Source organism: Serratia sp. Je.1.23.a (assembly GCF_051129805.1).
Taxonomy (GTDB): domain Bacteria; phylum Pseudomonadota; class Gammaproteobacteria; order Enterobacterales; family Enterobacteriaceae; genus Serratia; species Serratia liquefaciens.
The window spans coordinates 779,698-793,941 of record NZ_JBCPSR010000002.1 but is presented as its reverse complement, the minus strand read 5'-3'; the positions used below and the strand labels follow the sequence as shown (position 1 = coordinate 793,941).

Genomic DNA, 14,244 nt, shown 5'->3' with positions numbered 1-14,244 from the left:
CTCTGCGGCAGGCGTTACTCCTTGGCCCCAATACTGACCACCACCGGTTGTGGCTTAATCCGCATCGCAGACACGACTCCCACGATCAGGCAGGCAATACCGCCCAACGTCAGCAGCGGTGGCCAGGCCTGGCGCAGCATAAAGGTGTAAGCCAACCCCGCCAGAATTTCGAAGACGATCAGCGGCCCGACCAACACCGTCGGCAGGCGCTGACTCGCCTCATTCCAGCACAATGCGCCAATCCACGAACACAACATGCCAATGGCAATCATCAACGGGACAAATACTTCAGGCCTGGGTCCGAAAGGCAACGCAAACTCCGGCTGGGTAAAAGCCAATTGACCGCAAACCACCACGTAACCGATCAGTGCCAGCGGCAGCGTCACCAGCCCCTGAGCCGTTGCCCAGGTTGCGGACCTTTGGCCCGGGTTCTCCCGCAGCCAGCGGGCATTACGCAATGGGAACCAGGTCCAGCACGCCACCGCCAACACCGCCAGGCCCAAGCCGCTGGTATAACGCCAGACGTCAACCGGGGCCGTATTGCCCTGCAGTTCGGCAACGTTGACCAATGCCAGACCGCAGGCAATCAGCACCAGCGCCGGTGTCAGTTTACGCCAGGAAAGTCGGCCATCGTGCTGGCTGTAAAACAGGTTGGCGGTCACCGAAATGACCACCGGCAGCGTACCGATAATCATGGTAGAAACCGGCGCGCCAGTACGTTGAATGGCACTCGCCAGGCACAGGTAATACAGCAGGTTGCCAATCGCCGTCAGCTTTAACGCCTCCAGCCAATCGTGACGATGTAACTTTTTCAGACGATGACGATCAAACCACGCCAACGGCAAGGCAATCAGCCCAAAGGCCAGATAACGCCCGGTCGACTGCAGTGCCGCCGGGTATTCAGGGATTAACACCGGGCCGACAAAAATCAGCCCCCACATCAGTCCGGCAGACAAGGCAAATAACACGCCGACAAACATAATGACTCCATCAACAACCGGGAACAGCAATGCGAACCCGTGATTAATTCTTGGGGGTCAGCCTAACGAACTCGGGCGGGAAAATATTGTAGCAGGTTGCTGTTTTAGCGGTTGGTGACCTGTTTCTGGTAGCGCACTGGCGTGACACCGTAACGATTGGCAAAGGCGCGCGTCAAATGCGCCTGATCGGTCAACCCCGCCGCTGCCGCCACCTGGGCCGCGGGCATACCGCGCCCCAGCATCAGTTTGGCCTGTGACAGACGGATCGCCATCAGCATCTGTTGGGGGGATACGTGATATTGGGCTTTGAATTTACGCAGAAAATGATATGGGCTGAGCGAAACCAGCGCCGCTAACTGCTCCAGCGTAATGACAGAGGCAAAGTTATCGTGCAGGTAGCTTTTGACGATATCGAAACGGTGCGCCGCCTCTGCCTTCAACGGGCGTGCCGCCTGAATGTGTGGGCGGAAAATGCCGATGACCTGCATCAGCAAGTCGTCGATGGTCAAGGGATCTTTGGCTTGCCACAGCGCGGCCAGGGTGGCGGACAATCGCTGCGCCGCCAATGGATCCTCGCGTACCGCTTCGGTAAACCAGAACCCCTGCTCACCCGACAGCAATTCCAGCGTGTCCGGCTCCAGATACAGCATCCGATAATTCCAGCCGCCGGCGGTTTCCGCCTCGCCGGTGTGCAACTCGTCCGGGTTCATCAATACCAACGAACCCGGCGCCGCCAAATGTTGCGCGCCACGGTAGCGGAAACGTTCAGCGCCAAAATCGACGGTGCCAATGGCGAAGGCATTGTGCGTGTGCGGCTCAAAAACATAGCGCTCTATATGGGCGTGATAAAGCTCAACGCCCGGCACCTGCGGCAAATGCCGAAACTGCGCGCTGTCTTTTTCAAAGGGAAACTGTTGTGGAACACCCTGCACCTTGCCACCCTGCTTCTATTTCGCTGGTGCCGATATGATAGTCAACGCGGCAGGTTTTGAGTAGTGCGTAACGCGGTTCTCTGGACGCTGGTACTCATTCAGCGTAGGGTATTTTACTCAGCGCCCGGCGTCAGCAAGCCGGCACCGGCGTCTTGATTATCCCGCCGCAGAACGGGAAACCCGTTTTTAACCCCTTGAAAGTAAGAGGCAACAATGTATCCAGATACTCAACTCTATATCGACGGACAATGGCGTAACGCAGTCGCCGGCAAAACCACGCCGGTCACCAACCCCGCGACCGATGAGGTGATTGGCAGCGTGGCGCATGCCGCCGCAGCCGATCTTGATCTGGCACTGGACGCAACCGAACGCGGTTTTAAAGTCTGGCGCGACACCTCCGCCTATCAGCGTGCAAACCTGATGCGCAAGGCCGCAGCATTGTTGCGTGAGCGCGCCGAGAAGATCGCCGCCATCATGAGTCAGGAACAAGGCAAACCGGTGGCGCAGGCCAAGGTTGAAATTCTCAATTCGGCGGACGTGATCGACTGGTTTGCCGGCGAAGCCAGCCGCACCTACGGCCAGATTATCCCGTCCCGCAGTCGCGATGTGCAGCAGCAGACCCTCAAGCTGCCGGTTGGGCCGGTTGCCGCCTTTACTCCGTGGAACTTCCCGATTAATCAGATCGTACGCAAACTGTCCGCCGCGCTGGCAGCAGGCTGTTCGATCATCGTCAAAGGCCCGGAAGAAACTCCGGCCTCACCGGCGGAGCTGATCAGAGCCTTTGCCGACGCAGGCGTGCCGGCGGGCGTTATCGCGCTGGTATATGGGACTCCGTCGGAGATCTCCGAGTACCTGATCCCGCATCCGACCATTCGCAAAATCTCGTTCACCGGCTCCACCCGCGTGGGTAAACATTTGGCGGCACTGGCCGGCCAGCACATGAAAAAAGCCACCATGGAGTTGGGTGGCCACGCGCCGGTGTTGATTTTTGACGATGCCGATCTCGACGCTGCCGCCAAAGAGCTGGCGTTGGCCAAATTCCGCAACGCCGGCCAGGTCTGCATCGCCCCGACCCGTTTCCTGATCCAGCAAGGCGTTTATGAAGCCTTCGTTGAAAAATTCACCGCTGCGGTGCGTGATATCAAGCTGGGCAATGGTCTGGAGGAAGGCGTCACCATGGGCCCGATGGTTCTGCAACGCAGCGTAGAAGCCATTGATGCCTTTGTGAAGGATGCGATTGCCCAGGGTGCTAAAGCCACGACCGGCGGTCACCGGGTGGCGGGCGTCGGCAATTTCTTCGAACCGACGGTATTACGTGACGTGCCGTTGAGTGCGCGCGCGATGTCTGAAGAACCTTTTGGTCCGGTAGCCCTGCTGCGTCCGTTCACCACTTATGAGGAAGCCATTGCCGAGGCTAACCGCCTGCCATACGGTCTGGCGGCTTACGCCTACAGCCGCAGCATCGCCACGGTGACGGCGCTGGGACGCGATGTGGAAAGCGGCATGCTCAGCATTAACCATATCGGTTTTGGCCTGCCGGAAACGCCGTTTGGCGGGGTGAAAGACTCCGGCCACGGTACCGAAGGCGGCAGCGAAGCGATCGAATCCTATCTGGAAACCCGCTTCGTCACCGTCGCCGGCCGTTAAGCCACTCAGGCCGGTACATATGCCCCGTATCATTCATACGGGGCATTTTTTATCAGCCAACCTTGTCGAACAACACCCGCGCCGCCGGGGTCAAGCCCAGCATGTGAATGCAGGCATGCACCATGCCCGGCAGCCGCTCGCAACGCACCGCTACGCCCGCCTCCTGTAACCGCTTGGCATAAAGCTCGGCTTCATCACGCAACGGATCGTATTCGCAGCTGAGAATGGTCGCCGGGGGTAACCGCTGTAACCTTGGGGCATGCAGTGGCTCTGCGTAAGGATCCTGCGGCTTGTCCGCTTCGCCCAGATAGGTGTTCCAACAAAACGCCATCACTTCCCGCGTCAAATAATACCCTTGCGCGTACTCCTCATAGCTTGCGGTATCCATAGCACGACTCAATGCCGGATACAGCAACAGCTGATGCTCAATCTGCGGCCCCTTGCGGTCTCGGGCCAATAACGCCACCGCCGCGGCCAGGTTGCCGCCTGCGCTGTCGCCGCCTACCGCCATGCGGGCAACGTCAACGCCCCACTCATCGGCCCTTTCCACCACGCCGCACAGGGCCTGATACACGTCCTCAAGCGGCCGTGGATAGGGATACTCAGGCGCCAACCGGTAATCAACCGACAGGATCACTCGCCCGGTGGCATTGGCCAGTGCCTGACAAGGCCGGTCATACAGCGCCAGCGATCCCAGACACCAGCCGCCGCCGTGGGCATACAGCATAGCAGGCAGAGGCTCACCCGGCGTCGCTCCTCCCGGCGTATAGGCACGAATGGCGATAGCACGCCCGTCGTCAGCGGTCACCCAACCATCACGGACGCCACCACTGGCTTCGGCTTCACCCTGCAGCGCCAACAAGCCGGCCTGGGCGATATCCCGCATCTCACTGAGCGATGCAGGCGCCGGTGCCTGCGCAGCCTCCGCCAGAAAACGAGCAATCTGAGGATCAAGCGGCATGGTTCTGGCTCCCTGACAGGAAGGGGATCACCAACGCGATAAATTCCTCGTGACACTCTTCGGTGATGAAATGGCCACAGCCGGCCACGGTTTCTCCTCGCAGATCCACCGCGTTGTCACGCAGCGTGACGAATGGCGCCTCGCCAGTAGCATGTTCTGCACCAATGGTCATCACCGGCATGGTTAGCCGAGTCTCTGCCCGCCGCTGGTTTTGGCGGATGGTTTCCGGAATGGCGCGGTAGTAGTCAAAACCGGCCCGCAGGCTTCCCGGTGCTGAATAGGCGGCAATATAGGTTTCTGCCGCCACCCGATCCCGGCGATAGGACCAGCGGTTAAAGATATAGCTGAGATACTCTCTCTCACGGCCCAGCGTCAACGTCTCCGGCAGATCCGCCAGTTGGTTGAACATGAAGTGCCACAGGAAAATATTTTGATCTGCCGGGACAAAAATCGGTGGCGCCGGTGCCAGGCCGGGAATAACCGCTTCCGTCAGCACCAGCCCCGTCACCGCCTGCGGGAAGTCGCTCGCCATTGCATAGCCAACCCACATGCCGATGTCATGGCCGATCAGTTGGTAACGTTCATGCCCCAGTTGCAGCATGGTCTGGTGCAGCGTCGCGGCAACGCTGCCGGTGTCATATCCCCCGATCGGCTTGTCCGAATCGCCGATGCCCGGCGGGTCTACCGCTATCGCTTTAAAACCGGCCGCCGCCAGCGCTTGCATGACATGACGCCAGGTAAACCAGGTCTGCGGCCAGCCAGGGATAAGCAATACCGGCTGCCCTTCGCCCAGCGTGACGCAGTGGATGCGGTTACCCTTTACCCGCGCATAGACGTGTTCCGGCTCAGGTCCATTGGTCATGGACCCGTTATTTTGCAGTGTCATTGATGTTCTCCGTCGTGGAATTGCGGGCTCAGCGCAGGCCGAGCAAGGTATTGATTTGCTGTTGATCAACCGGCGCACCGGCGAAGTCATCAAACACCTTGTCGGTCACGTTGATGATGTGTTCACGAATAAAGGCGGCACCTTCGCGGGCCCCATCCTGTGGATGCTTCAGGCAGCACTCCCACTCCAGCGTGGCCCAACCCTCGTAACCGTGCTGCGTCAGCCGGGAGAAGATGCCCTTGAAATCCACCTGGCCGTCACCCAATGAGCGGAAACGTCCGGCGCGCTCGGTCCATGACTGATAACCCCCGTAAATGCCCTGCCGCCCGGTCGGATTGAATTCGGCATCCTTGACGTGGAACATGCGAATGAAATCCTTATAAATATCGATGTAATCCAGATAGTTCAGCTGTTGCAGCACGAAGTGGCTCGGATCGAACAGTATTTGGCAGCGCGGATGTCCGCCAACACGCTGATGGAACATTTCAAAGGTCACGCCGTCGTGCAGGTCTTCACTGGGGTGGATTTCATAACACAGGTTCACCCCCTGTTCATCGCAGGCGTTGAGCACCGGCAGCCAGCGTTTGGCCAACTCATCGAACGCGGTTTCGATAAGCCCCGCCGGGCGCTGCGGGAACGGGAATAGATAAGGCCAGGCCAGCGAACCGGAAAAGGTGCCCATTTCGGTCAGGCCCATTCGCGCTGAGGCTTTGGCCGCCAGCAGCAGTTGCTGGTGCGCCCACTCGCTGCGCGCCTGCGGGTTGCCATGCAATGCCGGTGGCGCAAAGCTGTCGCACAATGCGTCATAAGCCGGATGCACCGCCATCAGCTGACCGAAAATGTGGGTGGTCAGTTCGCTGACTACCAGTCCCTGCTCCGCCAGCATGCCGATCAGTTCGTCGCAATAAGTCTGGCTTTCCGCCGCGGTGGCCAGATCAAACAGTCGGCTGTCCCAGGCGGGGATCTGCAGGGCGTTAAAACCGGTTTCTGCCGCCCATTGAGCGATAGCCGGCAAGCTGTTGAATGGGGCTGCGTCGTCACTGAATTGGGCGAGATGCAGGCTTGGACCTTTCAGGGTTTTCATCGTAAACTCCTATTGTTTGTCGATTGACAAACAATAGGCTTAAATGAATCTCTCAGCAAGCGAATTTTAAAAACTCGTTGGTATTACAATAGATTTAAGCGATCCTGTTTCGCTGAGGGACAGGCAACCAGGAATTGATTAATGGCAGGCAGACCGCGCGAATTCGACCGTGAGCAGGCGTTACTGAAAGCACGAGATTTATTTTGGCGTCAGGGGTACGAAGGCACCTCGATGTCGGATTTGGTGACCGAACTGGGCATCGCTTCCGCCCGTATCTACAAGGCGTTCGGCTCGAAAGAGTTGCTGTTTCGTGAAGCCATCGAAAGTTACGAAAGCCATGAAGGCGGATTTGCCGATCGCGCATTCAGTGAAGAAAGCAGCGTGCGCCTGGCGATAAAACGCATGCTGGACGATGCAGTGGCGCTCTACAGCCGCGCAGACCTGCCGCAAGGGTGTATGGTGGTTTCCTCTGCCGCCAGCGTCAGCGACGAAAACAGCGGGATCAAAGCCTGGCTGGCGGAACATCGTCTGCTTCGCACCCAAGGCATTATTGATCGCCTGCACGCCGCCGTCGCCTGCGGTGAACTGCCGCCCGATACCGATGCCGATGCTCTTGGCGACTATTTTGCCGCCTTCCTGCACGGGTTGTCGATTCAGGCGCGCGATGGCGTCAGCCGGGCAAGATTGGAAGCGGCGGTCAAAATTGCGCTCGCCACGCTGGATTGATCACTCCGGCAAATCAAAAATCACCAGGGTGCCCTGGCTGCCCGCCAGCACCCGATGCGGCACGCCAGCGGCGGCCTGATACAGTTGCCCGGCGTTAATCGTGATTTCCTCACCCTGCACTTCAAGCCGCAGTTGCCCGGCGATCACCAGCAATCCTTCATGATAATCGTGGACCTCTTCGGCAATCTCACGCTGATCCATCCGCAACACTTTGATATTGGCCGCGCCTACCTGCCCAAGTACGCTGGAGCGCCATGCCTGCGGCAAATCGGCGGCCAGCGCGGTAAGATCGAATAATGACATAAGCCCTTCATCAGCAAGCAGCGCCCTTCGCTGCCACGGCAATTTACTCCCTCGCGCTCCGACGGCTAAATAACCTTTGCTTTTAACCTATAGCCAGACGGCTCAAACCGGCACCCGACGGCTGATCTCCACCACCTGATCGCTGGGCAAATAATAATAATCCGTCACGTGCATGCCGTTACGCACCATCAGCGCAAAAATGTTGCGCTGCCAGGCCGGCAATCGGTCACGGGTTTCACGGCGCACCACGCTTTCATGGCCCAGGTAATAGGTAGCATCGTCAAAGTTCAGCCCGGTTTTCTGCGCCTCCGCATGCTGTAATAAACGCGGAATATTGGGCCGTTCCATAAAGCCATAGCTGGCTACCGCGCACCAGAAACCCGGCGACTGTTGCCGCATCACCAAACGTTCGGCGTTTGCCACCCGCGGTTCGTTAACAATCATGATGTGCAGCGCCAGCACATTGGCGTGCAGCGAACCGTTGCGTTTAACCTGCCATCTCATCACCGGCGGCGTACCATTTAACGTTCGGGTCAGAAAAATGGCCGTGCCTGGCACCCTTGGGATGTTACGTTCTTCAAGATGCGCCAGAAAATCCGCCAGCGGCAGGTTCTTTTCCCCCAGCGTGCGAGAAGCCGCCAGCACTCCGCGGTGCCAGATTAACATCACGCCATAGACCAGCGTGGCCATCAGCAATGGGACATAACCGCCCTGCATGACTTTGCTGAGGTTAGCCAACAGGAAGCTGAGATCGACGATAAAAAAGCCACCGGCAACCAACAGGCTGGCGAGCGTTCCCCAACGCCATACTTCGCGCATGGCCACAAACAAAAGCCCGGTGGTCATGATCATGGTGAGAGAAACCGCAATGCCGTAAGCCGCGGCCAGATTGTCGGAAGACTTGAAAAACACCGTCAGAAAAACCGTCACCGCCATCAGCAACCAGTTGATGGCACCGATATAGATTTGCCCGTAGCTCTCCTCAGTGGTCTGTTTCACCCGCAAACGCGGCAACCAACCCAGTTGGATTGCCTGACGGGTCATGGAAAAGGCGCCGCTGATGATCGCCTGACTGGCGATAATGGTGGCCAAGGTCGCCAGGATCACCAGAGGGATCTGCAGCATCGGCGGGCACAGGCGGAAAAAGATGTTTTGGGTGACGTCGGCGCCGGAGAGGATCAACGCGGCCTGGCCGGCATAGTTCAGCAGCAGACTGGGGAAGACGATACCAAACCAGGCCAGCCAAATCGGCTTTTTGCCAAAGTGCCCCATGTCGGCATACAGCGCCTCTGCGCCGGTGACGCAGAGAAACACCCCACCCAGCACTAAAAAGCTGGTCAGCCCGTTGGAAAACAGAAAGTGGATGCCGTACAGCGGATTCAATGCCATCAGCACCGCCGGATGCTGAACGATGCCCCAAATACCCAGCACCGCGATAGAGAAAAACCACAGCGCCATGATAGGCCCAAAGACTTTACCGATACGCGCGGTCCCTAACGGCTGAATGGCAAACAAGCTCACCAGGATCAGCACCGCCGCAGGCAAAATATAGGGTTTCGACTCGGGCAGTACGATGTTCAGCCCTTCCAACGCCGACAGCACCGAAATCGCCGGGGTAATAGCCCCGTCGCCGTAGATCAGCGCCGCACCGAACAGGCCGGCAAACAACACCATCGGCCGGGCCTTTTTCTTGCTGACCAGTAACGACATCAACGCCATAATGCCGCCTTCACCGCGGTTATCGATGCGCATGGCAAACATGGCGTATTTCAGCGAGGTGACGATCACCAGCGTCCAGAAAATCAGCGACAGCAGGCCCAGGATCACCGGCGCGGACGGCGCATCCCCCGAGAGATAGAGCACGGTTTTCAGGGTGTATAACGGGCTGGTGCCGATATCACCAAACACCACCCCCAGTGCGCCGCCGGCCAACAGCGGCATGCTTATTTTCGGCGTCTGTTCCTGTTCATTCCCTGTGCTCATCGAAGTTTCCTGAATAAGCCATTACGATTTATTCAGGATAGTCAATTCAGGCGGTTAGCGCGTGCCGATATTGGGTGAGAACCTTCAGTTCCCCGCCTCTTTCAGCAGCCAGCGCTGCAAGTTCAACCCTTCTGGTGACAGTTCATTGTCTTGCCGCACGCACAGGTAGTAATCGCGCCCATCGTCAATCGCCAGATCGAACAACTTAACCAGCTCGCCGCTGTTGAGATAGGGTTCGATCAGGGGTTCACGCATCAGCGCACAGCCCAGGCCCGCCTGCACCGCCGCCAACGTTAGCAGACCGTCTTCAAACATCGGGCCGGTACTGCGCAGCGGTCGTTTGACACCGGCTGACTGAAACCACTGCATCCAGGTAGCGCGCTCTTCGTCGTGCAGCAACGGCAAAGGTGCAAGTTGCTCCGGCGTGTCCAACAGCCCGTGCAGCTTGATAAAGCTGCGGCTGCATACCGGCACCATTTTGCCGGACATCAGTTTTTCACTGCGATAGCCGCTCCATTGCCCCGCACCAAAGCGGATCGAGATATCTGCGGCATCGCTGAGGTAATTGCGATGATTGGCATACACCACGTTGATATCTATCTCGGGATTTTCGCGCAGAAAGCCGCGCAGTCGCGGAATGAACCAGCCCATGCCGAACAACGGGATCAGGCTGATGGTGACCTGCCGGGAAGCCGACTGCTCGCGCACCTGCTCGGTTGCCTGACGCAATACGTTAAATGCCGAGCGGATAGAACGGTAATAGTCCCGTCCTTCGCTGCGCAATATTAACCGGCGCCCCTGGCGTTCGGTCAGCGGCATTTGCAGAAAGGCCTCCAGCGTTTTGAGCTGATGGCTCACCGCCGAAGGCGATATTTCCAGCTCAAGCGCCGCGGCGCTGATGCTCCCCAAACGCGCGATAGCCTCAAATGCCCGCACGGCGCGCAGCGGTGGATCATTGGGTAACGACGCATTGTATTGTTCTGTTTTTTTCATATGTTGACTATTTTGCTGAAAAATCGCCGCTAATTAAAAATTAATATACAAATAAATCAAACAATTAAAAACACACATTTTCTGTATAAGAAATTATTTTTCCGTATTTTACAATTTTTTTTAATTCTCTACTGTGAGCTTCCTGAATCATTATTTTTCGGGACTCCTTCCTATGGATACGCTGGTACAGCAGACCGTCAACGGACTGATGCTTGGCAGTATTTATGCATTGATTGCCCTGGGTTACACCATGGTGTACGGCATTCTGCGCATCATCAATTTTGCCCACGGCGATGTGCTGATGGTCGGCGCGCTGAGCGCGTTGTCCGCCATCGGTGTGTTACAACATCATTTCCCGACGCTATCACCTTACGTCACGCTGTTGCTGGCGGCGCTGATCGCCATGGCGGTCTGCTCGCTAGTATCGATGAGTATTGAGCGTCTGGCCTATCGCCGTCTGCGCAATGCCCCGCGCCTGGCGCCGCTGATCAGCGGGATTGGCGTTTCTCTGCTGCTGCAAACGCTGGCGATGCTGATCTGGTCACGCAATCCCTTAATGTTCCCGCAACTGTTGCCCATGGAACCCATCGCCCTGACGTCTGGCAGCGCCAACCACGCGCCGGCAGTGATCACCGGTACCGGTATTGCCACGCTGGCTATCGCGCTGCTGGTGATGGCCGGGCTGCTGCTATTGGTCGAACACTCGCGCTTTGGCCGCGCCATGCGCGCCACGGCGGAAAACCCGCAGGTTGCCGGCCTGATGGGCATAGACCCCAACCGCATCATCGTTCTGACGTTCGCCCTCGGCGGTGCTTTAGCGGCCGTGGCGGGCATCATGATGGCCAGCAACTACGGCAATGCCGGTTTCTCCATGGGGTTCCTGCCGGGCATCAAAGCCTTCACCGCCGCCGTATTGGGCGGTATCGGCAACCTGCGCGGCGCCATGCTCGGCGGCCTGTTGCTGGGGTTGTTCGAGTCGCTGGGCACCGGTTATCTCGGCGAACTGACCGGGGGCACCTTCGGCAGTAATTATCAGGACGTTTTCGCCTTCCTGATATTGATCTCCGTGTTGGTATTTCGCCCATCCGGCCTGCTGGGCGAACGCGTCGCCACCCGCGCCTGAGGATACAAGATGACTATTTTGACTCACCTACAGCAAACCGATTCCCCTGGCCGCGCCAGACTCGGCGTGGCGCTGTTTATGCTCGGCCTGCTGCTTGCCCCCTGGGTGGCCGGTGCCGCCGGTGGTAACTACTGGGTGCGGGTGATTGATTTTGCCTTGCTCTACCTGATGCTGGCGTTAGGGCTGAACATCGTGGTTGGCCTAACCGGTTTGCTGGACATGGGGTTTATCGCTTTTTACGCGGTAGGCGCCTACCTAACCGCTCTGCTGTCGTCACCCCACCTGACCGAGCAGTTTCCAATCCTGTTGCAGTGGTTCCCCGATGGGCTGCATTTGTCTATTCTGCTGCTGATCCCGCTGGCGGCAATATTGGCGGCGTTGTGCGGCATTCTGCTGGGCGCACCGACGCTGCGACTGCGTGGAGACTATTTGGCGATCGTCACCTTGGGCTTCGGCGAGATCGTCCGCATTCTGATGCGCAATCTGGACCGGCCGCTGAACATCACCAACGGCCCCAAAGGGATCTCCGGCATCGATCCGGTTTCACTGTTTGGCCTGAAGTTTTCGGGTATGCATCAGTGGTTCGGTTTCCGCTTTTCGTCACTGTACCTCTATTACTACCTGTTCGCCGCCCTGCTGCTGCTGATCCTGTTTATCTGTCTTCGCCTGCAACATTCACGGGTGGGTCGGGCCTGGACCGCCATCCGCGAAGATGAAGACGCGGCACGGGCGATGGGCATCAATACCCGTAATTTCAAGCTGTTGGCATTCGCCATCGGCGCCACTTTTGGCGGCATCGCTGGCGCTTTATTCGCAGCATTTCAAGGATTTGTCTCACCGGAGTCCTTTACGCTGCAAGAATCCATCGCGGTACTGGCGATGGTGGTATTGGGCGGCATGGGCCATATCCCCGGAGTGATCCTCGGCGCCTTGTTGCTGGCCGCCTTGCCTGAACTGCTGCGCAGCACCATGGGGCCGCTGCAACAGGCCCTGTTCGGTCAGGTGTGGATCGATCCGGAGATCATCCGTCAGTTGTTCTACGGGCTGGCGTTGATTCTGGTGATGCTGTATCGCCCGGCAGGCCTGTGGCCCGCACGTCATCCACAGGGGGTCACTTTATGACGCCGCTTCTCACGCTCAGTCACGTCAGTAAACGCTTTGGCGGATTAACCGCGGTGGACAATGTCAGTATCAGCATCCGTCAGGGAGAGATTTACGGCCTGATTGGCCCCAACGGTGCCGGCAAAACCACCTGCTTTAACCTGATCACCGGTCTGTACCGCGCCGACAGCGGCGAATTCCGCCTGCATGATCAACGCTACAAGCCGCAGGCTATCGATAAGGTGGCACAGGCCGGTATCGCCCGCACCTTCCAGAACCTGCGCCTGTTCAATGAGATGAGCGTGCTGGAAAACGTGATGGTCGGCTGCCACTTGCGCACCCGCAACGGCCTGTGGGCAGCGATTTCACGCCATCGGCGCGCCCGACAGGAAGAACAGGCCACGCGCGAAAAATCCCACGCGCTGCTCGACTACGTCGGCATCAGTCAGTTCGCGCATTATCGCGCCGGCGATCTTTCCTATGGCCACCAGCGCCGGCTGGAAATCGCCCGGGCATTGGCGACCGAGCCCAAATTGTTGGCGTTGGATGAACCCGCCGCCGGGATGAACGCGGCCGAAAAAGTGGCACTGCGCGATCTGCTGCTACGCATTCGAGACAGTGGCAAAACGCTGTTGCTGATCGAGCATGACGTCAAGCTGGTGATGGGGCTGTGCGACCGCATGACGGTGCTCGACTACGGCAAAGTCATCGCCGAAGGCGAACCGGCACAGGTAAGGCGTGAGCCTGCGGTGATCCACGCTTATCTGGGAGGCGCTGCCCATGTCTGAGCCCTTACTCAGCGTTAAAAATTTAAAAGTGTCTTACGGCGGGATTCATGCGGTGAAAGGCATCGATTTTACGGTGAACAGCGGCGAACAGGTGACGTTAATCGGCGCCAACGGCGCGGGCAAGACCTCCAGCCTGCGCGCTCTGACCGGCCTGCAGCCGTTTGAAGGAGAAATCCTGTTCGACGGCCTTTCCATTCGCGGCGTACCCCCGCATCGCTTGCTGCAGCAGGGGCTGGTGATGGTGCCTGAAGGCCGCGGGATTTTCGCTCGCATGACGGTATTGGAGAATCTGCAGCTTGGCGCTTATTCACGCTCTGACAAACCGGCGGTTCGACAGGATTTGGAGCTGGTTTGCGCGCTTTTCCCTCGCTTGCGCGAACGGCTGCGCCAACAGGCCGGATTACTTTCCGGGGGTGAGCAGCAGATGGTGGCGATCGGTCGTGCGCTGCTGAGCCGCCCGCGCCTGCTCATACTGGATGAGCCTTCTATGGGCTTGGCGCCTATCGTGGTTGAGGCCATTTTTGAGGTTATCAAACGCCTGTCGCGTGACGGTGTCACGCTACTGTTGGTTGAACAAAACGCCAGGCTGGCGCTGGCGTCGACCGATCGCGCTTATGTGCTGGACAGCGGCAATCTGAACCATAGCGGCCGCTCTGCCGACCTGCTGGACGATGAAAAAATCAAACAAGCCTATTTGGGCGAATAAACGTTTTTACTTTTAACCACACCGGGAGTTT

14 protein-coding genes are annotated in these 14,244 nt (G+C 58.2%); 6 read left to right on the top strand and 8 right to left on the bottom strand.

Features of this window, described 5'->3' with window-relative positions:
- Positions 1 to 14: 14 nt before the first annotated feature.
- Both AAZT04_RS11525 and AAZT04_RS11520 read right to left on the bottom strand, forming a co-directional pair.
- Complete coding sequence (locus AAZT04_RS11525; protein ID WP_020827008.1) at positions 15 to 980, bottom strand: DMT family transporter; 966 nt, start codon at positions 978 to 980, stop codon at positions 15 to 17.
- Between the two features lie 104 nt (positions 981 to 1,084).
- Positions 1,085 to 1,912: an AraC family transcriptional regulator gene (locus AAZT04_RS11520; RefSeq protein ID WP_129940646.1), complete on the bottom strand. Its 828-nt coding sequence runs from the start codon at positions 1,910 to 1,912 to the stop codon at positions 1,085 to 1,087.
- Positions 1,913 to 2,125: 213 nt separating this feature from the next.
- On the opposite strand from AAZT04_RS11520, the gene AAZT04_RS11515 reads away from it, so the two are divergent.
- Positions 2,126 to 3,559, top strand: a complete 1,434-nt coding sequence (locus AAZT04_RS11515; RefSeq protein ID WP_258089627.1) for an NAD-dependent succinate-semialdehyde dehydrogenase — start codon at positions 2,126 to 2,128, stop codon at positions 3,557 to 3,559.
- Between the two features lie 52 nt (positions 3,560 to 3,611).
- Here the strand turns inward: AAZT04_RS11515 and AAZT04_RS11510 are convergent, their stop codons facing one another.
- Genes AAZT04_RS11510 through AAZT04_RS11500 form a run of 3 tightly spaced genes read right to left on the bottom strand, consistent with a single transcriptional unit; the run spans position 3,612 to position 6,490 of the window.
- Positions 3,612 to 4,520: an alpha/beta hydrolase gene (locus AAZT04_RS11510; protein WP_434680107.1), complete on the bottom strand. Its 909-nt coding sequence runs from the start codon at positions 4,518 to 4,520 to the stop codon at positions 3,612 to 3,614.
- Positions 4,510 to 5,406, bottom strand: a complete 897-nt coding sequence (locus AAZT04_RS11505) for an alpha/beta fold hydrolase (protein WP_115058757.1) — start codon at positions 5,404 to 5,406, stop codon at positions 4,510 to 4,512. Before AAZT04_RS11505 ends, AAZT04_RS11510 begins: the two co-directional genes overlap by 11 nt.
- A gap of 28 nt (positions 5,407 to 5,434) precedes the next feature.
- Positions 5,435 to 6,490, bottom strand: a complete 1,056-nt coding sequence (locus AAZT04_RS11500; protein WP_434680105.1) for a sugar phosphate isomerase/epimerase family protein — start codon at positions 6,488 to 6,490, stop codon at positions 5,435 to 5,437.
- A gap of 141 nt (positions 6,491 to 6,631) precedes the next feature.
- Here AAZT04_RS11500 and AAZT04_RS11495 point away from each other — a divergent pair, with 141 nt between their 5' ends.
- Complete coding sequence (locus tag AAZT04_RS11495; protein WP_046373465.1) at positions 6,632 to 7,216, top strand: TetR/AcrR family transcriptional regulator; 585 nt, start codon at positions 6,632 to 6,634, stop codon at positions 7,214 to 7,216.
- On the opposite strand, the gene AAZT04_RS11490 is transcribed toward AAZT04_RS11495, so the two are convergent.
- From AAZT04_RS11490 to AAZT04_RS11480, 3 genes are all read right to left on the bottom strand, one after another.
- Entirely contained in the window at positions 7,217 to 7,519 is a 303-nt protein-coding gene (locus tag AAZT04_RS11490) for a cupin domain-containing protein (protein WP_046373464.1), read from the bottom strand.
- Positions 7,520 to 7,621: 102 nt separating this feature from the next.
- Positions 7,622 to 9,502 (bottom strand): potassium transporter Kup, encoded by a 1,881-nt coding sequence (locus tag AAZT04_RS11485; protein ID WP_020827016.1) that lies wholly within the window; start codon positions 9,500 to 9,502, stop codon positions 7,622 to 7,624.
- 84 nt (positions 9,503 to 9,586) lie between these two features.
- Positions 9,587 to 10,495 carry a LysR substrate-binding domain-containing protein gene (locus AAZT04_RS11480; protein ID WP_116690401.1) on the bottom strand — a complete coding sequence of 303 codons (909 nt, stop codon included), beginning with the start codon at positions 10,493 to 10,495 and terminating at the stop codon, positions 9,587 to 9,589.
- Positions 10,496 to 10,667: 172 nt separating this feature from the next.
- On the opposite strand from AAZT04_RS11480, the gene AAZT04_RS11475 reads away from it, so the two are divergent.
- The 4 genes from AAZT04_RS11475 to AAZT04_RS11460 are packed head-to-tail and all read left to right on the top strand — an operon-like array spanning position 10,668 to position 14,213.
- On the top strand, positions 10,668 to 11,618 hold the full coding sequence (locus tag AAZT04_RS11475) for a branched-chain amino acid ABC transporter permease (protein ID WP_434680101.1): 951 nt from the start codon (positions 10,668 to 10,670) through the stop codon (positions 11,616 to 11,618).
- A gap of 9 nt (positions 11,619 to 11,627) precedes the next feature.
- On the top strand, positions 11,628 to 12,740 hold the full coding sequence (locus AAZT04_RS11470; protein WP_261103018.1) for an ABC transporter permease subunit: 1,113 nt from the start codon (positions 11,628 to 11,630) through the stop codon (positions 12,738 to 12,740).
- A complete protein-coding gene (locus tag AAZT04_RS11465) occupies positions 12,737 to 13,507 on the top strand; it encodes an ABC transporter ATP-binding protein (protein WP_434680098.1) in 771 nt (256 codons plus the stop codon). Before AAZT04_RS11470 ends, AAZT04_RS11465 begins: the two co-directional genes overlap by 4 nt.
- On the top strand, positions 13,500 to 14,213 hold the full coding sequence (locus AAZT04_RS11460) for an ABC transporter ATP-binding protein (RefSeq protein ID WP_128865217.1): 714 nt from the start codon (positions 13,500 to 13,502) through the stop codon (positions 14,211 to 14,213). The genes AAZT04_RS11465 and AAZT04_RS11460 overlap by 8 nt, the downstream gene beginning before the upstream one ends.
- Positions 14,214 to 14,244 lie beyond the last annotated feature (31 nt).